The organism is Acutalibacter sp. (genome assembly GCF_056800975.1).
On record NZ_JBQISV010000012.1, the window covers coordinates 14,800 to 38,544 of the forward strand.

Annotated in this window: 25 protein-coding genes; 21 read left to right on the forward strand and 4 right to left on the reverse strand. The window is 59.8% G+C overall.

The genetic code is table 11. The features are described from left to right. The first annotated feature begins 217 nt into the window (after window positions 1-217). From ACTO5E_RS02585 to ACTO5E_RS02630, 10 genes are all read left to right on the forward strand, one after another. Window positions 218-568, forward strand: coding sequence for a DRTGG domain-containing protein (locus tag ACTO5E_RS02585; protein ID WP_482301327.1), 351 nt, complete (start codon window positions 218-220; stop codon window positions 566-568). After that, on the forward strand, window positions 565-993 hold the full coding sequence (locus ACTO5E_RS02590; protein ID WP_482301328.1) for an ATP-binding protein: 429 nt from the start codon (window positions 565-567) through the stop codon (window positions 991-993). The genes ACTO5E_RS02585 and ACTO5E_RS02590 overlap by 4 nt, the downstream gene beginning before the upstream one ends. 69 nt (window positions 994-1,062) lie before the next feature. After that, window positions 1,063-2,403: a [Fe-Fe] hydrogenase large subunit C-terminal domain-containing protein gene (locus tag ACTO5E_RS02595; protein WP_482301330.1), complete on the forward strand. Its 1,341-nt coding sequence runs from the start codon at window positions 1,063-1,065 to the stop codon at window positions 2,401-2,403. Further along, on the forward strand, window positions 2,400-2,732 hold the full coding sequence (locus ACTO5E_RS02600) for a DRTGG domain-containing protein (RefSeq protein ID WP_482301331.1): 333 nt from the start codon (window positions 2,400-2,402) through the stop codon (window positions 2,730-2,732). The genes ACTO5E_RS02595 and ACTO5E_RS02600 overlap by 4 nt, the downstream gene beginning before the upstream one ends. Continuing rightward, complete coding sequence (locus ACTO5E_RS02605) at window positions 2,729-3,466, forward strand: PHP domain-containing protein (RefSeq protein ID WP_482301333.1); 738 nt, start codon at window positions 2,729-2,731, stop codon at window positions 3,464-3,466. Before ACTO5E_RS02600 ends, ACTO5E_RS02605 begins: the two co-directional genes overlap by 4 nt. Window positions 3,467-3,640: 174 nt before the next feature. Then, window positions 3,641-4,138 (forward strand): NADH-quinone oxidoreductase subunit NuoE family protein, encoded by a 498-nt coding sequence (locus ACTO5E_RS02610; RefSeq protein ID WP_482301334.1) that lies wholly within the window; start codon window positions 3,641-3,643, stop codon window positions 4,136-4,138. 194 nt (window positions 4,139-4,332) lie between these two features. Beyond that, complete coding sequence (locus ACTO5E_RS02615; RefSeq protein WP_482301336.1) at window positions 4,333-4,908, forward strand: ATP-binding protein; 576 nt, start codon at window positions 4,333-4,335, stop codon at window positions 4,906-4,908. 139 nt (window positions 4,909-5,047) lie between these two features. Continuing rightward, window positions 5,048-5,428 (forward strand): (2Fe-2S) ferredoxin domain-containing protein, encoded by a 381-nt coding sequence (locus tag ACTO5E_RS02620; protein WP_482301337.1) that lies wholly within the window; start codon window positions 5,048-5,050, stop codon window positions 5,426-5,428. An 18-nt stretch (window positions 5,429-5,446) separates the two neighbouring features. Next, window positions 5,447-7,237, forward strand: coding sequence for an NADH-quinone oxidoreductase subunit NuoF (gene nuoF, locus ACTO5E_RS02625; protein WP_482301339.1), 1,791 nt, complete (start codon window positions 5,447-5,449; stop codon window positions 7,235-7,237). A 321-nt stretch (window positions 7,238-7,558) separates the two neighbouring features. Then, the gene (locus tag ACTO5E_RS02630; RefSeq protein ID WP_482301340.1) at window positions 7,559-9,301 is read left to right on the forward strand and encodes an NADH-dependent [FeFe] hydrogenase, group A6; all 1,743 of its coding nucleotides are present in this window, start codon (window positions 7,559-7,561) and stop codon (window positions 9,299-9,301) included. Between the two features lie 126 nt (window positions 9,302-9,427). Here ACTO5E_RS02630 and ACTO5E_RS02635 read toward each other — a convergent pair whose 3' ends face one another. Further along, window positions 9,428-9,781: a MerR family transcriptional regulator gene (locus tag ACTO5E_RS02635; RefSeq protein WP_482301342.1), complete on the reverse strand. Its 354-nt coding sequence runs from the start codon at window positions 9,779-9,781 to the stop codon at window positions 9,428-9,430. Between the two features lie 338 nt (window positions 9,782-10,119). On the opposite strand from ACTO5E_RS02635, the gene ACTO5E_RS02640 reads away from it, so the two are divergent. From ACTO5E_RS02640 to ACTO5E_RS02685, 10 genes are all read left to right on the forward strand, one after another. Next, the gene (locus tag ACTO5E_RS02640; RefSeq protein WP_482301344.1) at window positions 10,120-11,754 is read left to right on the forward strand and encodes a class I adenylate-forming enzyme family protein; all 1,635 of its coding nucleotides are present in this window, start codon (window positions 10,120-10,122) and stop codon (window positions 11,752-11,754) included. A 41-nt stretch (window positions 11,755-11,795) separates the two neighbouring features. Beyond that, window positions 11,796-12,086 (forward strand): Dabb family protein, encoded by a 291-nt coding sequence (locus tag ACTO5E_RS02645; protein WP_482301345.1) that lies wholly within the window; start codon window positions 11,796-11,798, stop codon window positions 12,084-12,086. A gap of 61 nt (window positions 12,087-12,147) precedes the next feature. Continuing rightward, window positions 12,148-12,321, forward strand: coding sequence for a type II toxin-antitoxin system HicA family toxin (locus tag ACTO5E_RS02650; RefSeq protein ID WP_482301346.1), 174 nt, complete (start codon window positions 12,148-12,150; stop codon window positions 12,319-12,321). A 12-nt stretch (window positions 12,322-12,333) separates the two neighbouring features. Continuing rightward, window positions 12,334-12,726 (forward strand): type II toxin-antitoxin system HicB family antitoxin, encoded by a 393-nt coding sequence (locus ACTO5E_RS02655; RefSeq protein WP_482301347.1) that lies wholly within the window; start codon window positions 12,334-12,336, stop codon window positions 12,724-12,726. Between the two features lie 244 nt (window positions 12,727-12,970). Next, on the forward strand, window positions 12,971-14,707 hold the full coding sequence (gene iorA / locus ACTO5E_RS02660) for an indolepyruvate ferredoxin oxidoreductase subunit alpha (RefSeq protein ID WP_482301349.1): 1,737 nt from the start codon (window positions 12,971-12,973) through the stop codon (window positions 14,705-14,707). Between the two features lies 1 nt (window position 14,708). Further along, entirely contained in the window at window positions 14,709-15,281 is a 573-nt protein-coding gene (locus tag ACTO5E_RS02665; RefSeq protein WP_482301350.1) for an indolepyruvate oxidoreductase subunit beta, read from the forward strand. 76 nt (window positions 15,282-15,357) lie between these two features. Next, window positions 15,358-15,879, forward strand: a complete 522-nt coding sequence (locus ACTO5E_RS02670; protein ID WP_482301352.1) for a nitroreductase family protein — start codon at window positions 15,358-15,360, stop codon at window positions 15,877-15,879. A gap of 28 nt (window positions 15,880-15,907) precedes the next feature. Further along, window positions 15,908-16,285 (forward strand): VOC family protein, encoded by a 378-nt coding sequence (locus ACTO5E_RS02675; protein ID WP_482301353.1) that lies wholly within the window; start codon window positions 15,908-15,910, stop codon window positions 16,283-16,285. Window positions 16,286-16,328: 43 nt separating this feature from the next. Further along, on the forward strand, window positions 16,329-17,630 hold the full coding sequence (locus ACTO5E_RS02680; RefSeq protein ID WP_482301354.1) for a phenylacetate--CoA ligase family protein: 1,302 nt from the start codon (window positions 16,329-16,331) through the stop codon (window positions 17,628-17,630). A gap of 49 nt (window positions 17,631-17,679) precedes the next feature. After that, a complete protein-coding gene (locus tag ACTO5E_RS02685; protein ID WP_482301355.1) occupies window positions 17,680-18,114 on the forward strand; it encodes an ACT domain-containing protein in 435 nt (144 codons plus the stop codon). An 83-nt stretch (window positions 18,115-18,197) separates the two neighbouring features. On the opposite strand, the gene ACTO5E_RS02690 is transcribed toward ACTO5E_RS02685, so the two are convergent. The 3 genes from ACTO5E_RS02690 to ACTO5E_RS02700 form a co-directional block, all read right to left on the reverse strand. After that, window positions 18,198-19,046 carry an amidohydrolase family protein gene (locus tag ACTO5E_RS02690; RefSeq protein ID WP_482301357.1) on the reverse strand — a complete coding sequence of 283 codons (849 nt, stop codon included), beginning with the start codon at window positions 19,044-19,046 and terminating at the stop codon, window positions 18,198-18,200. A gap of 21 nt (window positions 19,047-19,067) precedes the next feature. Beyond that, entirely contained in the window at window positions 19,068-20,042 is a 975-nt protein-coding gene (gene bsh / locus ACTO5E_RS02695; protein ID WP_482301359.1) for a choloylglycine hydrolase, read from the reverse strand. 821 nt (window positions 20,043-20,863) lie between these two features. Then, complete coding sequence (locus ACTO5E_RS02700; protein ID WP_482301361.1) at window positions 20,864-22,357, reverse strand: sodium:solute symporter family protein; 1,494 nt, start codon at window positions 22,355-22,357, stop codon at window positions 20,864-20,866. 595 nt (window positions 22,358-22,952) lie between these two features. On the opposite strand from ACTO5E_RS02700, the gene ACTO5E_RS02705 reads away from it, so the two are divergent. After that, window positions 22,953-23,745, forward strand: a 793-nt coding sequence (locus ACTO5E_RS02705; RefSeq protein ID WP_482301363.1) for a sodium ion-translocating decarboxylase subunit beta, incomplete at its 3' end; no start/stop codon positions are given.

A 23,745-nucleotide genomic window follows, 5' to 3' on the forward strand; every position in this document is an offset into this window, starting at 1 on the left:
GCGTCCCAGCTTCACCCACAGGCCCCTGGGCCAGAGCGGGAAGGCCTTGGCCGCTAAAAAAGCTGTGCCTTTTGTTTACGTTCCAGCAAATCCTTGATTTCAGAATCATACCCATCATACAGGCGGGCCTCCCCTCAGGCAGGACAAGGGAGCCCGCAAACGAATCCGTCTTGTTTTCAATCCCCATTCAAAATATATAGAAACAGGAGGCAGAACTATGCAAGTAAAAGACATTGTAAACATTCTGAAATGCCAGGTACTCATTGAGGGCGACATGGAGCAGGAGGTCAAAACCGCCTGCGGCAGCGACATGATGAGCGATGTGCTGGCCTTTGTCAAAGACCAGTCTGTGCTGCTCACAGGGCTGATGAACCCCCAGGTGGTGCGCACCGCCGAAATGATGGATATGCACTGCATCATTTTTGTGCGGGGCAAGCCTGTCAACCAGCAGGTGCTGGACCTGGCGGAGCTGAAGGACATGACTGTGCTCTCCACCCCCTACCGGATGTTCACTGCCTGCGGGCTGCTGTTTGAGAACGGACTGAGAGGAGGCTGCGACATCCAATGAGCATGCTGCATTTGGAGTATCAGGTGCCCGGAGACGACTTCACCCGGGCGGGCGAGGCCTCTGGCGACGTGAAGCACAAGCTGAAAAAGCTGGGCTACGAGCCCGACGCCATCCGGCGGGTGGCCATTGCCATGTATGAGGGGGAGATCAACCTGGTCATTCACGGCGGCGGCGGCGAGGCCGTGGTAGACGTGGACCCGGACCGGGTGGACATTGCCCTCATCGACCAGGGGCCGGGCATCCCCGACGTGGAGCAGGCCATGCAGGCCGGCTGGTCCACCGCCCCGGACAATGTGCGGGCCCTGGGCTTTGGAGCGGGCATGGGCCTGCCCAACATGAAAAAATATACCGACGAAATGACCATCGACTCCACAGTGGGCGTAGGCACCACTGTGAAAATGGCCGTGATACCGGGTAGAAAATGACCGGGACTCTGCTCTGCGGCAGGCCGGGGCTTTGCCCGTCCGCCCGGAGAAGAAGGAGGAAGTGACGCCATGCCAGACTTTTATCATTCTGTAACACTGCATGAGGACAAATGCGTGGGCTGCACCAACTGTGTCAAGCGCTGCCCCACCGAGGCCATCCGCATCCGGGGGGGCAAGGCCTTTATTGCCACCGAGCGCTGCATTGACTGCGGCGAGTGCATCCGCATCTGTCCCCATCACGCCAAGCGGGCCCGGTTCACCCATATGGACGCCCTGGACCGCTTTCCATATAAGATTGCTCTGCCCGCACCGGCTCTCTACGGGCAGTTCAACAATCTGGACGATATTGACTATGTGCTCACCGGCCTGAAGCAAATGGGCTTTGACCAGGTATATGAGGTCTCGCGGGCGGCAGAGCTCATCAGCGAGGCCACCCGCAAGCTCATGTATAACTCGGAGAGCGCCCTGCCCATTCCCCGGCCCATTATCAGCTCCGCCTGTCCGGCGGTGGTGCGGCTCATCCGGGTGCGCTTTCCGGACCTGTGCGAGCATGTGCTGCCCCTCAAGTCCCCCATGGAGACTGCCGCCATCATGGCCAAAAAGGAGGCTGCGGAGAAAACCGGCCTGCCGCCGGAGCAGATTGGCTGCTTCTTCATCACCCCCTGCCCGGCCAAGGTCACAGACATCAAAATGCCCCTGGGCATGGAGAAGTCCCAGGTGGACGGGGCCATTGCCATCAGCGAGGTCTTCCCTCAGCTCAGCCACAAAATGGACCACCTGGACTGCGTGGAGCCCATTGCCAACTCCGGCATCATCGGGGTGGGCTGGTCCACCAGCGGAGGGGAGTCGGCGGCGCTGCTCAACGAGAAATACCTGGCCGCCGACGGCATTGAGAACGTGATCCGGGTGCTGGAAGAAATTGAGGACGAGCGCATTGGCGACCTGGACTTTATCGAGCTCAACGCCTGTGCCGGGGGCTGCGTGGGGGGCGTGCTGTGCGTGGAAAACCCCTATGTAGCCAAGGCCCGCATTCAGCGGCTGCGCAAATATCTGCCTGTCAGCCAGAACCACCTGGCCGGGGGCCCTGTCCCCCAGGAGATGGAGTGGGAGGAGGAGCTGGAATTCTCCAATGTGATGACCCTCTCCTCTGACCTGAAGCAGGCCATGCAGATGATGGTGGACATCAACACCCTGGAGGAGGAGCTGCCCGGCCTGGACTGCGGAGCCTGCGGCGCTCCCACCTGCCGTGCCTTTGCCGAGGACGTGGTGAAGGGGGCCTGCAAAAAGGCGGACTGCGTGTTTGTCTACCGCAAGCAGATGCAAAAGGTAGCCAGCACCCTCTCTGAGCTGGAGGGAAGCCTGGGGTGGCACCCTGGGCCTGAAGACAACAAAAAGGAGGATGGGGCATGACGGTAAAGGAAATGGCCGATGCCTGCGGCTGGAAGCTGCTGGCAGGAGAGGACGGTCAGGACAACCAGGCAGAGGGCTGCTATGTGGGGGACCTGCTCAGCTGGGTAATGGGCCGGGCCCAGGCAGGCAATGTGTGGCTCACCGTGATGGGCAACCTGAACGCCATTGCGGTGGCGGCTCTGGCGGACACCAGCTGCATTGTGCTGTGCGAGGACGCAGCCCTGGACGCGGACGCCCAGAAGCGGGCAGACATGCAGGGCATCCCAGTGTACAGCTGCACGCCCAACCTGTATGAGACCGCCGTTCAGGTGTATGAACAGCTGAAATGACTGAGTATACATACGACTTCCACATCCACTCCTGCCTCTCCCCCTGCGGCGACAATGACATGACCCCCAACAATCTGGTGGGTATGGCGGCGGTGATGGGGCTGGACGTGATTGCCATCACAGACCATAACACCTGCAAAAACGCCCCCGCTGTGCTGGCCGCGGCCCAGGAGGCGGGCATTCTGGCCATACCCGGCATGGAGCTGTGCACTGCCGAGGAGGCCCATGTGGTGTGCCTGTTTGAGACCCTGGAGGGTGCTATGGACTTCGACCGGCACATATATAATAGTATGCCCCACATCCCCAACCGGCCGGAGATTTTTGGCGAGCAGCGCATTCTCGACCAGGACGACACGCTTACCGGTACCTTGGAGGACCTGCTGCTGGTAGCCTCCTTTCTGGGGGCGGACGAGGTAAAGGCCCTGTGCGAACAGTATGGCGGCACGGCCTTTCCCGCCCATGTAGACCGGGACTCCTACAGCGTCATCGCTTCATTGGGCAGCATCCCCCCTGAGGCGGGATTCACCGCGGCCGAGGTCACCCGGGACTGCGACCTGAACGCCCTGAAGGAGCGGTATCCTGAGCTGAAAGCCATGGGCATTGTCCGTGACTCGGACAGCCATTATCTGGACACTCTGGCGGCCTCTCAGGCGTTGAAAATCGCCCTGCCCGAACGCTCCGCAAAGGCGGTGCTGGCGGCTCTGCGGGCCGGGGCCTCCGGCTGTATAAATTGATAAAACGATATCGATAGCCGCTATCGATACCGTGGTAACTATTACCAGTAGTATCGATAAAAAACGTTGGAAATTGTTGTTCTTTTGGTTTTCGTTCTTTAAAAGAATTATAATGCCGGGAAATTTTGATATATTTAGTATATTCCAAGACAGAGAAAGGAAGATGGTCGAATTATGCAAAAACGGATCAGCAGCCTGCCCTTCCACGATACTGCGGAGCAGGCGGAAAAGCTCGACGCGGTAATCGCAGGCCTCAAGGGCCAGGCCGGCGCGGTAATGCCCGCCCTGCATCAGGCCCAGGAGATTTACGGATATCTGCCGCTGGAAGTGCAGAAGAAGATTGCCGATGGCCTGGAAGTGCCTCTGGAAGAGGTCTACGGGGTGTCCACTTTCTATAGCCAGTTCAGCCTCACGCCCAAGGGCCGCAACCACATTTCGGTGTGCCTGGGCACTGCCTGCTATGTAAAGGGGGCGGACAAGGTGCTGGACCGGATTGTGGCAAAGCTGGGCATTCAGCCCGAGGAGTGCACCGAGGACGGCCTGTTCTCCCTGACAGCCTGCCGGTGCATTGGCGCCTGCGGCCTGGCCCCGGTCATGATGATCAACGAGGACGTGTACGGCCGCCTGGTGCCCGAGGACGTGGACGGCATTCTCGACAAGTATTACGAATAGCCGGCGTGACGCTGGACCCAATCCGCGGGGCCGCGCAAAGGACACGCGCTCCCGCTGTGGGAAAGGCGACATTTCTCATCGCGGTTTGTTGCGCCAGCTAACCGCAACCTTTTTTAGTTCTCAAATTAACGCGAGACTACTGTTGGCTGCTCGTATAACGTAACAGGCGCGACGAAAAAAGGAAGTGCATTGCCATGCGTGAGCTATCCTTAAATGTAATGGACATTGCCCAGAACTCTATCTCTGCCGGGGCCAGCCTCATCACCATTGCGGTGGAGGAGGACCGGCCGGGAGATACCCTGTCCATCACCATAAGCGACAACGGGAAGGGCATGAGCCCCGAGCAGGTGGAGCATGTCACCGACCCCTTCTTCACCACCCGCACCACCCGCAGCGTGGGGCTGGGGGTGCCGCTGTTCAAAATGGAGGCGGAGATGACCGGGGGCAGCTTCTCCATCCAGTCCAAGCTGGGAGAGGGCACTACCACGGCAGCGGTGTTCAAGCCGTCCAGTGTGGATATGATCCCCTTGGGGGACATTAACGACACCATCAACATGCTGGTAATGATGAACCCCCAGCTGGACTTTGTATACACCCGAAAGCTCCGGCCGGAAACCGGGGAGGAGCGGGAGTTTGCCCTGCGCACCACAGAGCTGCGGGAGGTGCTGGGGGAGGATGTGCCCTTGAACGCCCCGGACGTGACCCTGTGGGTGAAGGAATATCTGGCGGAAAACACCGCCGAGCTGCTGGGAGAAGCGCCGGAGGCCTGAACGGCAGGCAAAAGCGCGGGGCGCGGCAGAGGAGAGGCCAAAGAATTCCAGCCCCAATGTCCCCCGAAAGCAGCAGAACCAACCATCCTATTGAGAAATACAGCAACGTTCCACCAACCAGGAAAGGAGCCATTTATATATGAAATCATTAGCAGAACTGCAGGCCATCCGCGACAAGGCCAGGGCCGCTGTGAACATTCGCGAAAACGCCGAGGCCGAGACCCGGGTGCTGGTGGGCATGGCCACCTGCGGCATTGCCGCCGGCGCCCGGCCCGTGCTGAACGCCTTTGTGGAGGAGGTGGCCAAGCGGGGCCTGCAGGGCACCATGGTCACCCAGACCGGCTGCATCGGTATCTGCCAGTATGAGCCCGTGGTAGAGGTCATCACCCCCGGCCAGGAGAAGGTCACCTATGTAAAGATGACCGCCGAAAAGGCCCTGCGGGTGGTCAACGACCATCTGGTCAACGGCAATGTAGTTACCGAGTATACCATCGGCGCCAATGCCATCGGCGCGAAATAAGAAGGAGGAATCTGACATATGTTTCGTTCTAACGTGCTGGTCTGCGGCGGCACCGGCTGCACCTCCTCCAACAGCGAGCAGATTATTGACAAGCTGAACGAGGAGATCAAGGCCCAGGGCCTGGACAAGGAAGTCAACGTTATCCGTACAGGCTGCTTTGGCCTGTGCGCCCTGGGCCCCATTATGGTGGTTTACCCCGAGGGCGCCTTCTACAGCCGGGTTACCCCCGACGATGTGCCGGAGATTGTCTCTGAGCACCTGCTGAAGGGCCGTATTGTCACCCGCCTGCTGTACCAGGAGACCGTGGTGGACGAGAACACCACCAAGTCCCTTAACGAGACCAAATTCTACGCCAAGCAGATGCGTATTGCCCTTCGCAACTGCGGCGTGATCAATCCTGAGCTCATCGACGAGTATATTGCCCAGGACGGGTATGCCGCTCTCGGCAAAGTGCTGACCGAGATGACCCCCCAGCAGGTAATTGACACCATGCTGGCCTCCGGCCTGCGCGGGCGGGGCGGCGCGGGCTTCCCCACGGGCCTGAAGTGGAAGTTTGCCGCGGCCAATGCCGCTGACCAGAAGTACGCCTGCTGCAACGCCGATGAGGGCGACCCGGGCGCGTTTATGGACCGCTCCGTGTTGGAGGGCGACCCCCACAGTGTGCTGGAGGCCATGGCCATTGCGGGCTATGCCATTGGAGCCTCTCAGGGCTACATCTACATCCGGGCCGAGTACCCCATTGCTGTCAAGCGGCTGCAGATTGCCATTGACCAGGCCCGGGAGTACGGCCTGCTGGGCAAAAACATTTTCGACTCCGGCTTTGATTTTGACATTGACATCCGTCTGGGCGCAGGCGCGTTCGTGTGCGGCGAGGAAACCGCTCTGATGACCTCCATTGAGGGCAAGCGGGGCGAGCCCCGGGTGCGGCCTCCCTTCCCGGCGTTGAAGGGTCTGTTTGGCAAGCCCACGGTGCTGAACAATGTGGAGACCTATGCCAACATTCCCCAGATCATTCTCAAGGGCGCGGACTGGTTCAAGTCCATTGGCACCGAGAAGTCCCCGGGCACCAAGGTCTTTGCTCTGGGCGGCAAAATCACCAACACCGGCCTGGTGGAGGTTCCCATGGGCACCACCCTGCGGGAGGTTGTGGAGGACATTGGCGGCGGTGTGCCCGGCGGCCACACCTTCAAGGCTGCCCAGACCGGCGGCCCCTCCGGCGGCTGCATCCCTGCCAGCCTGATCGATACTCCCATTGACTATGACAACCTGATTGCCATCGGCTCCATGATGGGCTCCGGCGGATTGATTGTTATGGACGAGACCACCTGCATGGTGGACATCGCCAAGTTCTTCCTTGAGTTCACTGTGGATGAGAGCTGCGGCAAGTGCACCCCCTGCCGGGTAGGCACCAAGCGTCTGTTGGAGATTCTGGACAAGATCACCAAGGGCAACGGCACCCTTGAGGACATTGACAGGATGGAGGAGCTGTGCTACTACATCAAAGAGAACTCTCTGTGCGGCCTGGGCCAGACAGCCCCCAACCCGGTGCTCTCCACCCTGAAGTATTTCCGGGACGAGTATGTGGCCCATGTCACCGAGCACCGCTGCCCCGCCGGGGCCTGCAAGGCGCTGACCAACTTCCACATTGAGGCTGACAAGTGCAAGGGCTGCACCCTGTGCGCCCGCAACTGCCCTGTGGGAGCTATCTCCGGCAAGGTGAAGGAGGCCCATGTGATCGACACCGAGAAGTGCATCAAGTGCGGCGTGTGCATGGAGAAGTGCAAGTTCAACGCTGTTGTAAAGAAATAAATCGCCAAGCTGACGGCTTCGGGGCAGGGGCTGTCCCTAAGAAGCGGGTGCAGGCGGATAAAAAGTTTCGTCGTCTCGGCTGCCGCCTCGGTCGGCTCGGGGCGGTCGCCACTGGCGACCCTCGCCCTTTTCAAAGGTGGCAGAGCGCGAGACAGCGTCTCGCGGCCTTGCCGTAGGCGGGCGTCCTAGCCACTGAAGGCTGAAGCCCTACATCGCCCTTCCTAGTCATTTTCGCAGAAAATGGCTACTCCCCGCCCACCCCACTCCAAGCCAACCCGTGGCAATTTGCAACAAAACCCGGAAAGGATTGAATATAAGTCTATGGATATGGTCAACGTTAAAATCAACGGCGTGGACTATCAGGTGCCCAAGGACGCCACCATTTTGGAGGCCGCCCGGTACGCTGGCATCGATATCCCCACCCTTTGCTATCTGAAGGACATTAACCAGCTCGGCGCCTGCCGCATGTGCATGGTAGAGGTCAAGGGCGCCCGTTCTCTGGCCGCTGCCTGTGTGTACCCGGTGAACGAGGGCATGGAGATTTTCACCAACTCCCCCAAGGTTCAGGAGTCCCGGAAAATGACTTTGGAGCTGCTGCTCTCTGTTCACGAGCGCAAGTGCCTGACCTGCGAACGCAGCGGCAACTGCGAGCTGCAAAAGCTGTGCGCTGACATGGGCATTGAGGAGGACAGCCGCTTTGAGGGCGTGATGCCTGCCGGCAACAAGGACCTCTCCACCCAGTATTTGGAGCGCAACAACGCCAAGTGTGTGCTGTGCCGCCGCTGCGTGGCCGCCTGCCAGAACCAGCATGTGGCTGTTATTGGCGCCAACAACCGCGGCTTTGACACGGAAATCGGCTGCGCCTTTGAGAACACCCTGGACAATGTGTCCTGCGTGGCCTGCGGCCAGTGCATTGTCAGCTGTCCCACCGGCGCGCTGACTGAGAAGGACAACACCCAGGAGGTCATTGACGCTATCAACGACCCCGAGAAGATCGTCATCGTGCAGACCGCTCCCGCTGTGCGGGCGGCTCTGGGCGAGGAGTTTGGTCTGCCCATTGGCACCAATGTAGAGGGCAAAATGGCTGCGGCTCTCCGCCGGCTGGGCTTTGACAAGGTGTTCGACACCGACTTTGGCGCGGACATGACCATTATGGAGGAGGCCCACGAGTTCATCGGCCGGGTGAAGAACGGCGGCACCCTGCCCATGATCACCTCCTGCTCCCCCGGCTGGATCAAGTTCTGCGAGCACTACTACCCGGACCTGATCGACCACCTGTCCAGCTGCAAGTCCCCCCAGAACATGACCGGCGCGCTGATCAAGACCTGGTACGCCGAGAAGGAAAACCTGGACCCCCAGAAGATCGTCTCCGTGTCTGTCATGCCCTGCACTGCCAAGAAGTTTGAGATCAAGCGGGACGACGAGGCTGCCGCCGGCCTGCCGGATGTGGACATCAGCCTGACCACCCGGGAGCTGGCCCGCCTGATCAAGAAGGCCCAGCTGAACTTTAACGCCCTGCCCGACGAGAAGTTTGACGACGCCATGGGCGTCTCCACCGGCGCGGCAGTGATCTTCGGCGCTACCGGCGGCGTGATGGAGGCGGCCCTGCGCACTGCCGCCGACGTGCTTACCGGCGAGAGCCAGGAGTCCGTTGAGTACAACGAGATTCGCGGCACCGAGGGCATCAAGGAGGCTGTGTACAACGTGGCCGGCATGGATGTGAAGGTGGCCGTAGTCAGCGGCCTCTCCAACGCCGACAAGATTCTCAAGAAAGTCCGCGCGGGCGAGGCAGACTATCAGTTCATCGAGGTCATGTGCTGCCCCGGCGGCTGTGTCAACGGCGGCGGCCAGCCTGTGCAGAGCGCCAACGCCTGGGCCTACAACGACATTAAGGCCCTGCGCGCCAAGGCCCTGTACGACCAGGACAAGGCCATGCCTCTGCGCAAGTCCCACGATAACCCGGTGGTGAAGAAGTGCTATGAGGAGTTCTTGGGCGAGCCCGGCAGCCACAAGGCCCACGAGATTCTCCACACCAGCTATGTAAAACGCGGTAACAAGTTCTGATTTGGATACCCCCAAAAGCGAACGCCAGCCTGAGAGCTGGCGTTCGTCTTTTTGCCGGGGCTGTGAAAAAGCGAAGGACCCGCCTGCCGGGCCTCCTGTAAGGGGCACGGGGCGGGTCTTTTTTTTTCAGGCCAAAAGCTGCTCATAGCAGGCGATTTTTTGCTCCAACCGGGTCATTGCCTCCTCAATCTGTTGGCGCTGGGCTTCCAGGTCGGCGCGCTGGCGGCGAAGGAGCTCCAACCGGGCCGCTTCGGTGCCCTCCCCCTGCTGGCTGAGCCGCACATAGTCCACAATAGCCTCCACGGTGAGCCCCGCGCTGCGCAGGCATTTGGCCAGCTCCACCCAGCTCAGGTCATCCGGCTGATAGTCCCGGTGGCCGGAGCCAGTGCGGGTGACCCGGGGGATCATGCCCACCCGCTCGTAATAGCGCAGGGTGTCCTGGCTGATATGATATTTCTCACTGACTTCCTTAATGGTCACGTTACAGGCCTCCCGATTCATTTCTCCGCCCATTATACTATTTTGAGCAGGCTCCAGGTCAAGCAACTATATGCACAAAGTTTATAGTAGTATTTTGGTGAATTAGCTGGAGCGTGGCCTGAAAATCTTTCCTGTCCCGCAAAAAGCTTGTGGAACCGGGAAGCCGGAGGCAGTCTGCCGCCAGACCGCCGGCGGGGGTTCTCCGCTTTTTCCGGGAGGCCCCGAGCCCGCCCCTTTCTTGACTTAGCCGCCAAAATAGAGTATAATATATGTCATTCTGATACTATGTTAAATCCATTGGCAAATTATGCACCCCACCATTTGAGGAGGTCCTTCCCATGCCCATCACCGACCTGCTGGAGCGCAACGCCAAGCTCTACGGCGCTGAGACCGCTCTGGTCGAGATCAACCCCCAGCTACAGGAGCCCCGCCGGGTCACCTGGCGGGAATATGAGCTGATTCAGCCCGGCGGGCCTGTCCCCTACCGCCGGGAGATCACCTGGTCCGTATTCGACGAAAAGGCCAACCGCGCCGCCAATCTGCTGCTCAGCCGGGGCATTGGCAAGGGCCAGAAGGTGGCCCTGCTGATGATGAACTGCCTTGAGTGGCTCCCCATCTACTTTGGCATTCTCAAAACCGGCGCAGTGGCTGTGCCCCTCAACTTCCGCTATACTGCCCAGGAGATTGAATACTGCCTGAAGCTGGCCGACGCTGACATCCTTTTCTTTGGACCCGAGTTCATTGGCCGGGTGGAGGAGATTGCTCCCAGCATTGGCCGGGAGCGGCTGCTGTTCTTTGTGGGCGAGGTCTGCCCCAGCTTTGCCGAGGACTACCACCTGGCTGCGGCAAACTGTTCCAGCGTGCCCCCCAAGGTGCTGATTGACGATGAGGACGAGGCGGCCATCTACTACTCCTCCGGCACCACCGGCTTCCCCAAGGCCATTCTGCTGCGCCACGCTGCGCTGATGCAGTCCGCCCGTATGGAGGCCGCTCACCACGAGACCACCCATGAGGACGTGTTTCTGTGCATCCCCCCTCTGTACCACACGGGCGCAAAAATGCACTGGTTCGGCTCCCTGTTCACTGGGGGCAAGGCGGTGCTGCTTAAGGGCAATTCTCCCAAGGCTGTTCTGGAGGCCGTCTCCGCCGAGGGCTGCACCATTGTCTGGCTGCTGGTGCCCTGGGCCCAGGACATTCTTATGGCTCTGGACCGGGGGGAGCTGAAAACAGAGGATTATCAGCTGGACCAGTGGCGGCTGATGCATATCGGGGCCCAGCCAGTGCCCCCCAGTCTGGTGAAGCACTGGTGGAGCTACTTCCCTCACCACAAATATGACACCAACTACGGCCTCTCCGAGTCCACCGGCCCTGGCTGCGTCCACCTGGGGGTGGACAACCCCCACAAGGTGGGGGCCATCGGCGTGCCCGGCATGGGCTGGCGGGTGAAGATTGTGGACGACCAGGGCGAGCCTGTCAAACAGGGGGAGGTGGGCGAGCTGTGCGTCAAGGGCGGCGGCGTGATGGTTTGCTATTATCACGATGAAAAGGCCACTGCCGAGGTGCTGCAAAACGGCTGGCTCCACACCGGCGACATGGCCCGCCAGGACGAGGACGGCTTCATCTTTCTGGTGGACCGGAAAAAGGACGTGGTCATCTCCGGCGGCGAGAATATTTACCCGGTACAGATTGAGGCCTTTTTGGCGGGCCACCCCAAAATCCACGACGTGGCGGTCATCGGTCTGCCAGACCCCCGCCTGGGGGAGATTGCCGCAGCCATCATTCAGGTGAAGGAGGGCATGGAGTGCACCCAGGAGGAGGTCATGGCCTACTGCGGAGACCTGCCCCGGTACAAACGCCCCCGCAAGCTGATCTTCGCCCCGGTGCCCCGCAACGCCACCGGGAAAATCGAGAAGCCCCGGCTGCGGGAGCAGTACTGCGGCGTGCGGCTGGTTGAGGCGCAAAACAAGGGCTGACCGGCCCCACAACCACTACATTGATTATGGAGGAACCCATTATGATTCGTCATATCTGCATGTTCAGCCTGAAGGAAGAAAACAAGGAGGCAAATATTGCCGAATTCCTCCGCCGGGGAGAGGAGCTGGGCAAGCTCTCCACTGTCCGCAGCGCCCAGGTGGTGCGCTGTGTCTCCGGCGCGCCCAACGCCAACTATGATGTGGCCCTCATCTTTGACTTTGACAGCCTGGACACCCTGAACGCCTACCAGGTCTGCCCCGAGCATGTGGCCTTTGGCCAGTTTGTGGGAGCCATCCGGATCGACCGGGCCTGTATTGATTATCAGCTGTAACAGGTTTTCTCTTTGACATATGCGCATGGAATGCGTATAATAAAAGAAGTAGGAGCACATCATGAAAAAGAGGGATTTGATTAAGCTGCTGGAACAGAATGGATGGACGTTCCTGCGGCATGGCGGCAACCACGATATCTACGGAAAAGGCAACCAGACTGAGTATGTTCCCCGCCATGCCGAGCTGGACGAACAACTGGCGCGGGCCATCATCCGCCGCAGAAAACTGAAATAGGGAGGTAAGCTTATGCAGATAATTTATCCAGTCATCATTCATCCCAAAGGGAAAGAAGGATACCACTGGGTAGAGGTCCCTGATTTGGGGGTGGATACACAGGGAGAAGACCTGAGTGAATGTGTCCTCATGGCCCGGGATGTTATCTGTCTGTGCGGCACACAGCTGCAGGACCAGGGCGACCCCATCCCTCAGCCCACCTGCTTTGATCCACCCCACAAACCTGGCGACATCGTCACTCTGGTAGACGTGGACTTCGACGCCTACCGCCGGATGAACGACATGCGCACTGTGCGCAAAAATGTCACCCTGCCCAACTACCTCAACGAAATGGCCATGAAGGCTGGGCTCAACTTCTCTCAGGTGCTGCAGGAGGGCCTGAAGGAGAGGCTGGGCATGTCATGAGCAAATACGACCCTCTGTGGAGGCATATCAGCCACCAGAAGGGGCCCAGTCTTTCTCTACGCTTTGAGGAGGCTGAGGGCTGAGGCCATCGCGGGCATGCCTTTGAACCACTTCTTTCTCACATACAAAAAAGAGCTGGCCGCTTACGGCTGGCGGGTGGGCAAAATTTCCATGAAGGACCGGACCCTGGTTTTTCAAAAGCCCGGCCCACCCTATTCCTGAAATTTGGAGGTACATATCAACCATGAAAAAACTCATCTTGGGCAACGCTGCCGTTGCCCGGGGACTTTACGAGGCCGGCTGCGCCGTGGCGTCCAGCTACCCCGGCACCCCCAGCACAGAGATCACCGAGGAGGCCGCGAAATTCCCCGAGATCTACTGCGAGTGGGCTCCCAACGAGAAGGTAGCCATGGAGACCGCCTTCGGGGCCTCTCTGGCGGGCAAGCGGGCCTTTTGCGCCATGAAGCATGTGGGTCTGAACGTGGCCGCCGACCCCCTGTTCACCATGAGCTACACCGGGGTGAACGCCGGGCTGGTGATCGCCGTGGCCGATGACCCTGCCATGCACTCCTCCCAGAACGAGCAGGACTCCCGGCACTATGCCCGGGCGGCGAAGCTCCCCATGCTGGAGCCCTCCGACTCTGCCGAGGCCCTGGACTTTACCAAGCTGGCCTACCGGCTCTCAGAGGAGTTTGACACCCCTGTGCTGCTGAAAATGTGCACTCGGGTGGCCCATTCCCAGTCTATCGCCAGGCTGTCGGACCGGCAGGAGCCAGAAGTCAGACCCTACCAGAAAAACCCTCAGAAATATGTGATGGCCCCTGCCAACGCCGTGCGCCGCCACCCGGCCGTAGAACAGCGTCTGCTGGACCTGGCCCAGTGGGCGGAGACCGCGGAGGTGAACCGGGTGGAGGAGGGCCGCGACCACAGCCTGGGCATTGTCACCAGCAGCACATGCTATCAGTATGTCAAGGAGGCCTGCGGGGACCGGTTCCCTGTTCTCAAACTGGGGCTGGTGTGGCCCCTGCCGGAGAAGAAGCTGAGAGACTTTGCCGCTGGGGTGGACTCTCTGGTAGTGGTGGAGGAGGGCGACCCCTTTCTGGAGGGCTACTGCCGGAGTCTGGGGCTCTCCCTGCGGGGCAAGGAGCTGTTCCCCCTCACCGGCGAGCTGAGCCAGAACCTGATCGCGGAGAAACTGGGCCTGTCCCGGCGCATGGGCTCCGCCCTCACAGAGGAGCTGCCCAACCGCCCCCCTGTCATGTGCGCGGGCTGTCCTCACCGGGGGCTGTTTTACGCCCTCAGCCGGCTGAAGTGCACGGTGCTGGGGGATATTGGCTGCTACACCCTGGGCGCCATGCCTCCCCTGGGAGCCATGGACATGACCCTGTGCATGGGGGCGTCAGTCAGCGGCCTGCACGGCTTTAACAAGGCCCTGGGCGCTGACAGCGAGGGCAGAACCGTGGCGGTCATTGGCGACTCCACCTTTGTCCACTCGGGCATGACCGGGCTCGCCAACGCGGCCTACAATCAGTCCCGCTCCACTGTCATTATACTGGACAACTCCATCACCGGCATGACCGGCCACCAGCAGAACCCCACCACAGGCTTCAACCTGCGGGGAGACCCGGCTGGGAAAATCGACCTGGAGGCCCTTTGCCGGGCAATGGGCGTTAACCGGGTGCGGGTGGTAGACCCCTACGACCTGAAAGCCTGCGAGGCAGCGGTGAAAGAGGAGCTGGCGGCAGAGGAGCTGTCTGTCATCATCTCCCGCCGGCCCTGCGCCCTGCTGAAATATGTCAAGCGTCAGCCCCCTCTCATGGTGGACCCGGACAAATGCCGGGGCTGCAGGGCCTGCATGAAGATCGGCTGTCCCGCCATCTCCATTCGGGAGGGCAAGGCTGTGGTAGACGCCGCCCAATGCGTGGGCTGCGGGGTCTGCGGCCAGCTGTGCGGGTTCGATGCGCTGAAGGAGGGCAAATAACATGAAAACCAAGAATATCATGATTGTGGGCGTAGGGGGACAGGGCTCTCTGCTGGCCAGCAAGCTGCTGGGGCATCTGCTTATGGAGCAGGGCCATGATGTAAAGGTCAGCGAGGTCCACGGCATGAGCCAGCGAGGGGGCAGCGTGGTCACCTATGTGCGCTATGGGGACAAGGTGGCCTCTCCGGTCATTGACCAGGGGGAGGCGGACGCCATTGTCTCCTTCGAGCTGCTGGAAGCCGCCCGCTGGCTGGCCTGGCTGAAGCCCGGCGGCCGGGTGGTGGTCAACACCCAGCAGATTGACCCCATGCCTGTGGTCACCGGCGCGGCCCAGTACCCTGAGAAGCTGGTGGAGAAAATGACCGCCGCCGGAGCAAAGGTAGACCCGGTGGACTGCCTGACCCTGGCCCAGCAGGCGGGGAACGCCAAGGCTGTGAACCTGGTACTGCTGGGGCGGCTCAGCCACTATTTCGACTTTGCGGAAAGCGCCTGGCAGGAGGCCATCGAGGCCTGCGTCCCGGCAAAATTTCTGGACGTGAACAAAAGGGCCTTTGCCCTGGGGCAGCAGGCCTGAGAGACGGAGCCATGCAGCCCCCACTCTGTTGCTGTGGAATAGGACCCTATATCACCCCAAAGAGAGGAGAACACCCATGGATTTTGTGGAACTGGCAGAAAGCCGGTTTTCTGTGCGAAAATTCTCTGACCGCCCTGTGGAGGAGGACAAGCTGGACGCCATTCTCCGGGCAGGGCAGGCCTCCCCCACCGCCTGCAATGACCAGCCCCAGCGGGTGCTGGTGCTGCAAACCCCCGACGCTCTGGAGAAGCTCAAAAAGTGCACGGTCCATCACTTTGGCGAGACCCTGGCCCTGCTGGTGTGCTATGACACAACCCAGTGCTGGACCCGGGACTATGACGGCAGACCCAGCGGAGAGGTGGACGCGGCCATTGTGGCCACCCACATGATGCTGGCCGCCCATGACCTGGGGGTGGGCACCACCTGGGTGATGCACTTTAACCCTGAGGCGGTGCGGGAGGAGTTTGCCCTGCCGGACAGCTGCGAGCCGGTAGCCATGCTGCTGATGGGCTACCCCGCCCAGGACGCAAAGCCCTCCCGGCTGCACAGCCAGAAAAAGCCCCGGGAGGAGACCGTGTTTTTCGATTCGTTTCAATGAGAGCCTGAACTTTCCAGAGGCGGACCAGATGCCGGATCAGCTGAAATTTTCCATGGCCTTCAACGTGGGCCGGACCAACCAGGAGCGGGAGGAGGCCTGCCGCATGTATCAGGAGGCCTTTGGGGCAAGGCGGCTTTCCCAGTCCTTTGCCCCCGGCGGAGATATTCATATTATGATGGACTTTCACGGTCTGCCTGTAATGCTGGCCCCTGGGGGTAAGGTAGAAAAAACCGTGGAGAACGCTATGTGCTGTGAGTTCCTGTTCCAGCGGGAGGAGGAGCTGCGGCAGGCCTATGCGGTTCTGAGCCGGGACAGCCTCAGCCATTCCATTGGCTCTTACCCCTGGGCGCCGGTGGGGGCGCTGGTCACCGACCGGTACGGCGTGTGCTGGTGGCTGCGCACCTAAGGGACCAAATGCGGATATTCTTTAGTAAAAGGACGGATTCTTTATGGAGCATTACTATCAACCCGAGATCGAATGCGCGTCTCGGGAACAGATCAAGGCCTGGCAGGATGAGCGCCTGGTCAGTCAGGTGCAGCATGTGTGGGACCATGTCCCCTACTACCGGAAGAAGATGGAGGAGAAGGGCCTGACCCCCGCTGACATCCAGTCCAGCGGCGACCTCTACAAGCTCCCCTTTCTCACCAAGGCCGATCTCCGGGAGGCCTACCCCTATGGTCTGGTGGGCGTGCCTCTCAAGGACTGCGTGCGCATCCAGTCCACCTCGGGCACCACAGGCAAGCGGGTGGTGGCCTTTTACACCCAGGAGGACATTGACCTGTGGGAGGACTGCTGCGCCCGGGCCATTATGGCCGCCGGTGGCACCAACGAGGATGTGTGCCAGGTGAGCTATGGCTACGGCCTGTTCACCGGGGGGCCGGGGCTTAACGGGGGCTCCCACAAGGTGGGCTGCCTCACCATTCCCACCAGCTCCGGCAACACCGAGCGGCAGATTATGTTCATTCAGGACCTTTCCGCCACCATTCTGTGCTGCACCCCATCCTACGCCGCCTACATCGGCGAAACCATGAAGGAGATGGGCCTGGGGCCTGAGGACATCCCTCTGAAGGCGGGCATCTTCGGGGCCGAGGCCTGGAGCCAGGAGATGCGCCGGGACATTGAGAACACGCTGGGCATCAAGGCCTATGACATCTACGGCCTCACCGAGCTCTCCGGCCCGGGGGTGTCCTTCGAGTGCTCGGCCCAGAGCGGCATGCATGTCAACGAGGACCACTTCATTGCCGAGATCATTGACCCTGAGACCGGCGAGGTGCTGCCCGAGGGCGCTCAGGGCGAGCTGGTGTTCACCTCTCTGACCAAAAAGGCCTTTCCCCTGCTGCGCTACCGCACCCGGGACATCTGCACCCTTACCCGGGAGCCCTGCCCCTGCGGCCGCACCCATGTGAAAATGCAGAAGCCCCAGGGCCGCACCGACGACATGCTCATCATCCGGGGTGTCAATGTGTTCCCCTCTCAGATTGAGACTGTGCTGCTGAACCACGGCTACTCTGCCAACTACCAGATTCTGGTGGACCGGGTGAAGAACACCGACACTCTGGACGTACAGGTGGAGATGACGCCTGAGATGTTCACCGACAACCTGGGCGATGTGTCCGTCCGGCAGAAGGAGCTGGCAGAGGGCCTCCGGTCCATGCTGGGCCTCACCGCCAAGGTGACGCTGGTGGCCCCCAAGTCTATTGTGCGCAGCGAGGGGAAGGCCGTGCGGGTGATTGACAAGCGGAAAATCTGACAGGTTCCCACACAGATGCCAGTAACCACAAGATAGAGGAGGTCATCTCATGACAGTCAACCAAATCTCTGTATTTTTGGAGAACAAGCCCGGCACCCTCACCACCATGACCGGCCTGCTGGCTGAGAATGGCATTGACATGCGGGCGCTGAGCTTGGCGGAGACCAAAGACTTTGGCATTGTGCGCATTATTGTAGACGATGTGTATAAGGCCACCACGGTGCTCAAGGACGGGGGCTTTATCCACCAGCTGACGCCTGTGCTGGCAGTGCTTATTCCCGACGAGCCCGGCGGACTGCACCAGGTTTTGGAGGTACTGCGGAAGGTGGAGGTCAATGTAGAGTATATGTACGCCTTTTTGGGCGGCGGCGACGTGGACCATGCCTACATGATTTTCCGGGTGCAGGATGTGAAAAAAGCGGGGAGCGCCCTGGCGGCCAAGGGCATCAAGCTGGTGAACCAGGACAGCATTGCGGAAATATAGCGGCAAACAAAATGAAAGACAGCTAAAACCAAAAGCTCTTGAAGCCTCTTGCAGAAGCTTCAAGAGCTTTTCCCTTTGCCTGCTTATACTGACAGCAGATTTTGGGCGTTTCCGCCCAGAATCGCGGTCCGTTCCTCCTCTGTCAGCGGCTGGGACCTCACCCATTCCAGGCTCTCCTTCTGTCCGCTCCAAGGGCTGTCGCTGCCAAACAGCACCCGCCCGGCCCCAAAGGCCCGCACCAGCTTCAAAAAGCCTCTGCTGTCCAGCAGCCTCAGCTCCTCCTCCTGATAAAATCCGTCGTTCAGGGGGCTCATCCTCCCCACCGAAAAGCTGGTGTCGATCAGCACCGGCAGCTCTGGCAACAGTTCCAGCACCCGGTCCCAGCACCGCCAGCCCCCCATGTGGGCCAGCACCAGCTTCACCGGGCCCACCTGGGCCACAGCCCGGCGCACCATCTCCGGCGAGCACCGCACCACCCCAGGAAAGCCCACGTCCAGCCCCGCGTGGGTAACCACCACCAGGCCCAGCTCTCCCGCCCGGTCCAGAATGCGCAGATAGCGAGGGTCGTCCAGGTCTGCCCCCTGATACACCGGGTGCAGCTTGATTCCCTTCATCCCCAGCGCCTTCACCCGGGCCAGCTCCTCCCGCCAGCCCTCATAGTCCGGGTGCATACACCCAAAGGAGAGCAGCCCGGTCTCCTCCGCAGTCTCGTTGAGCCGGGCAGAGGCGTCGTTGACATGATCCACCTGCCGTGGAGACGTGGCCACCGGCAGCACCACCGAGAGGCCGACCCCTGCCTCTCTCATAGAGGCCTGAAGCCCCCTAGGGGTGCCGTTGGTAAACGGGCGGGTATGGCTGGCGGCGCTGAGCTTTTCCAGAGTGGAGGCCGCGAGCTTTTCGGGAAAGCTGTGGGTGTGCATGTCAATGATCATTTTCTCGTCTCCTTACAAAGGCTAATTCAAATAGCGGACGGCCTGAGCCTCCTCCATCTCATAAACGCTCAGCCGGTCCGCGTTCTTGTTGTCGTCAGTCATGCGCACAGCGGTAAGCTGGCTGTTGCTGTAGCTTTTGTAGTAGTAGACTCCCCGGGTGGCATTGGTACAGCAGACATAGGTGGTGAGGCTGCATTTTTTGTCTGACAGCTTCACTGTTCCCCGTACAATCGACACCGCGTCCAGAATATGAAAAAACTGGGCAATTGAGCTGGCGTCGTCTGTCTGACACTGGGAGTTCATCTTACAAAAGCAGGCCCGGATGAACCGGGAGGAAGGGGCGTCGTCCCCTGGCAGGCCGATAGACCCCATGCCCGCCCCATAAGACGCCAGCTTCAGCTGAGAGGAAAAGCGGTTTTCAGCCGGCTGGCAGCTGAGATTCATATAATTATTCAGATTCATCTGATGAAAGGGGAACTCCGGGTTATTGGTCAACACACCGGTAGGATTGTCGTAAATATGCAGGCCAGTGTCTGTCTGCTCCACCACCAGCGAATTCTCCCCGTCGCTGATCATCCAATGGAGCTCCGCCACAGGCATGGAGGGGGAGAATGGCACATCGGTCAGGTTGACCCGGTCCAGCTCCCTTCGCACCTCCTGCACGCCGGCAAAATTCCCCAGCACCCAGGGAATGAACTCATAGGGGGTCAGATTGGTCCTGCCAGGCACAGGCTTGAAGTATCGGGCATTGCCCGGAAAGTTCAGCCCAGCCATGGAGAGCCCCTTTTCGTTGGTGGCTTCCGCGTACAGGGGGTAGCCCTCCTGTACGGCGGCCATGCCCACCATAGCATACCAGGTCTCAAAGCTGCCGCCGCTCCGCAGCGCAAAGGGGTAGCTCCGGGGGGTGACCACCACCTTTTCCCCAAAGCGGTAGTCAATATCCATGCTTCTGCCAAAATAGGCGTCCTGCGTTTTCATCGCAATACAGGTACACATACTGTCTTCCACCTTCCGCGGGTATACTTTTCACAGAATATAGTATGATTTGATTGGCCCGGGATATGTGGAAGAGTGACAATATTGTTCATACCGGCTTTTCTGGCCCATGCCGGGCAGCGGATGATGTGATGCTTTATGTTTTATCTTCTCCGAAAGCCAGCATTTTTCTTTTCTGTTCCGGTTTCTTGTGACAGAGGGATCGGCAAGCCAGGACGCTCGCCCCCTTGCTCCGCAAGGGGTAGAAGCTTTGCTTCGCAAACCTTCCGCACCCGCGCAAGGGCCGCGCGTCTGCGCTCGCTGGGTAATACTGGTTTCCTCCTTTATCTTTGCTTCAGCTTCGCTCCATAAAGGCGAAACTGGGAGCTTCTTCCTCTGAATTTACCGGCTGCACACCGCTCGCTGGGAGAAAAAAATAATATTATTTCTTTTTTGTTCCGGTTTCCTTTGATAGAAGTACCGGCAGACTACTTCCCCTGAATTTTCCGGCAGTGGGCAGGCCGCTGGTCTCCCTATGGTCGACCTCGCTACGTCCGACTTGCCTGCGGCATCTGACTTGCCTGCGGCAAGTCGACGGCGGCGCAGCCTTACCCCGTTCCAAACTGAGATTTGGGAGCAAACTCGTACCTCGCGCCTTTGCTTTCTGCGCCGCCGTTTAAGGTCAAGGTCGTGGGGCTCTGCCCCACACCCTGCAACCTTTGAAAAGGGCGAGGGTCGCCAGTGGCGACCGTCCCGAGCCGACCGACGCGACAGCGGAGACGACGAAACTTTTGGCTCGCGCTCGTTTGCTTCTCATTCGCTTTGGCTTTTTTGCCCGCGAGTTAGCCCTTCTTCTCGGTAAATGCCTCCTGGGGCTCCCAGCCGGGCAGCTTCATGGCCGCGCCAACCTTGCTCCCCACAAAGCACAGCCCAAAGCTCACTGCCATCGCCATACACGCATACAGCGGCCCGTCCGGCGTAGTGAACCCCGACACCGCCGCCGGTAAAAACGCTGTCAGAAATCCCCCCAGCATCCCTGCCCAGGCACCTGTCCGGTTAATTCCCTTCCAGTACAGCGAAAGCAGATAAGGCGCCAAAAACGCCCCCGAAATAATTCCCCAGGAGTAGGACATCATTTCCAGAATGGGCGTGGGGTAGTTGGCAATCAAGTAGCTCAGCACTACAAACACCAGGCACAAAATACGGGTCAGCGCAGTCAGGTTGTGGTCCTCTATCTTCTTTCCCGCCTTCTCCGCCGCAGGCTTCACCAGGTCCATGGTCATGGTAGAGCAGGCGGTCAGCGTAATGCTGGACAGGGTGGACACCGAGGCGGAAATCAGCAGCACCAGAATCACCCCGATCAATATATTGGGCAGTCCGGCAGTGTCCAGCATCAGGGGGACAATAAAGTCCTTCCCCCCATCAGGCATGGTCTCGCCAAAGAACAGATGGGAGAAGGACCCGATAAAGTACCCGCCCCCGGCCACCAGCAGGGCAAATACCGTGGAGATCACTGTGCCCCGCTTCACCTCCTTGCCGTCCCGAATGCCGTAATATTTATGTACCATCTGAGGCAGGCCCCAGGTGCCAAAGCTGGTCATCAGCAGAGTAGACCCCAAAGCCACTGCGGACTTGCCGGGCAGGGGGGCCATTTCATGGCTCCGCATGTAGTCCATCATTCTGCCGAGGCCATTGCTCAGCCCCCCTACCTGGGGCGAAAGCACCACCAGCACAATCAGTGCCGAAACCCCGATCATCATCACAAAGCCCTGGACAAAGTCGGCCTTCAGCGTAGCCATATAGCCCCCCAGAACCAGCAGCAGGGCCGAGGCAATGGCAATAATAATCATACAGACCACCTCGTCAATGCCCAGAATCACCGAGCACACGCTGGTCAGCCCCTTATAAACTGACGCGGAATAGGGAATGAGAAACACAAAAATAACCGCGCAGGCAAACAGCCGCATGACTGGGCTGCCAAAGCGTTTTTCAAACAGCTGAGGCATGGACTTGATATCGAAACGGCGGGTGACTGCCCGGGTGCGGTTGGCCAGCACCAGCCAGGCCAGCAGCGACCCGAACACCGCGTTGCCCACGCCCACCAGCACGCTCCACAGGCCATAGCTCCACCCGGAGCCCCCGGAGTAGCCAATAAACATCACCGCAGAGAAATAGGCGGTGCCATAAGAGAGGGCGGAAATCCAGGCCCCGGCGCTGCGGCCCCCCACGGTAAAGCCCGCCATGTCGCTGCCCTTGCGGGAGTAAAGAATCCCCACCGCCAGCATGAACAGGGCGTACACGCCGATGACTGTCCAGATGGTCAGTTGCTTGTCCATAGTCAACACTCCTCAATAGTTTGGTCTGATAGCAGAACACAGTGAAAATCATACCACAAAATGACAAAAAGCGCAAGCCCTGGGGGTTGCGCAGCCTCCGGCACATATCAGGTTCTTCATTCAGCCCTTCCTCCCCCCTGCTCCACAGCCCAGAAGGGCTCAGCTGTCCGGCTGGCGATGTCGGGCATAGGAGTGCCCAAATCAAAGAGCTGATAAGCAGGGCTTTGGTAAGCGTTCAGAAAAGCTTCATCCTCCTTTTCAACAATAATCGGTTTCTTAGGGACAAGGCCCTAAACTGTCGGAGGCCGCTCCACTGTCATAAACTCCTTCTTCGGACACTTCTGGCCTGCATTTCCGGCTTGACAAATTCTGCCAGAAATGGTAGAATAGCTGTGTTATGGGGGAGTAGTCGGCTGGCCCTGACCGCCAGCAGCTAAGTCAACAATCATGGGCAGAACCCCTGCCCTGGGTTAGCTTGAAACGACCAGACCTGTGCGCGTCAGTCTTTTGCAGACTGCACGGCACAGGTCTGTTTTTATATATTGCCCGGTTTGGGGCAGACTATTTCCAAATCACAAAAGAGAGGAAGAGGCAAATGGAATTTCTATGGGAGGGCCTGCTGTCCATCACCTGGCAGCAGGTGGTGATGTATGGGGTGGGAGCCGTCCTCATCTGGCTGGCCATCAAAAAGGACTATGAGCCGGCGCTGCTGCTGCCCATGGGCTTTGGGGCCATTCTGGTAAACCTGCCCCTCAGCGGCGCCCTGAACCAGACCATGCAGGGCGTGGGCGAAACCCAGGGCATCATCCAATGGCTGTTTGAGACCGGCATCGAGGCCTCAGAGGCCTTCCCCCTGCTGCTGTTCATCGGCATTGGGGCCATGATCGATTTTGGCCCTCTGCTGAGCAACCCCAAAATGTTCTTGTTCGGCGCGGCGGCACAGTTCGGTATTTTTCTCACCATTGTGCTGGCGGCTGTGCTGGGCTTCAACATGAAAGACGCGGCCAGCATTGGCATTATCGGCGCGGCAGACGGACCCACCTCCATTCTGGTGAGCCAGGTCCTCCGGTCCAGCTATATCGGGCCCATTGCGGTGGCAGCCTATTCCTATATGGCACTGGTTCCCATTATCCAGCCTATGGCCATCAGGCTGGTCACCACAAAAAAAGAGCGGGCCATCCGCATGACCTACCGGCCCGCCGGCGTCAGCAAAACCACCCGCATTCTGTTCCCCATTATCGTTACCTTTGTGGCCGGGCTGGTGGCTCCGGCCTCGGTGAGCCTGGTGGGCTTTCTCATGTTCGGCAACCTCATCCGGGAGTGCGGGGTGCTGAACCGCCTCTCGGAGACAGCCCAGAACGACCTGGCCAACCTGGTCACCCTGCTGC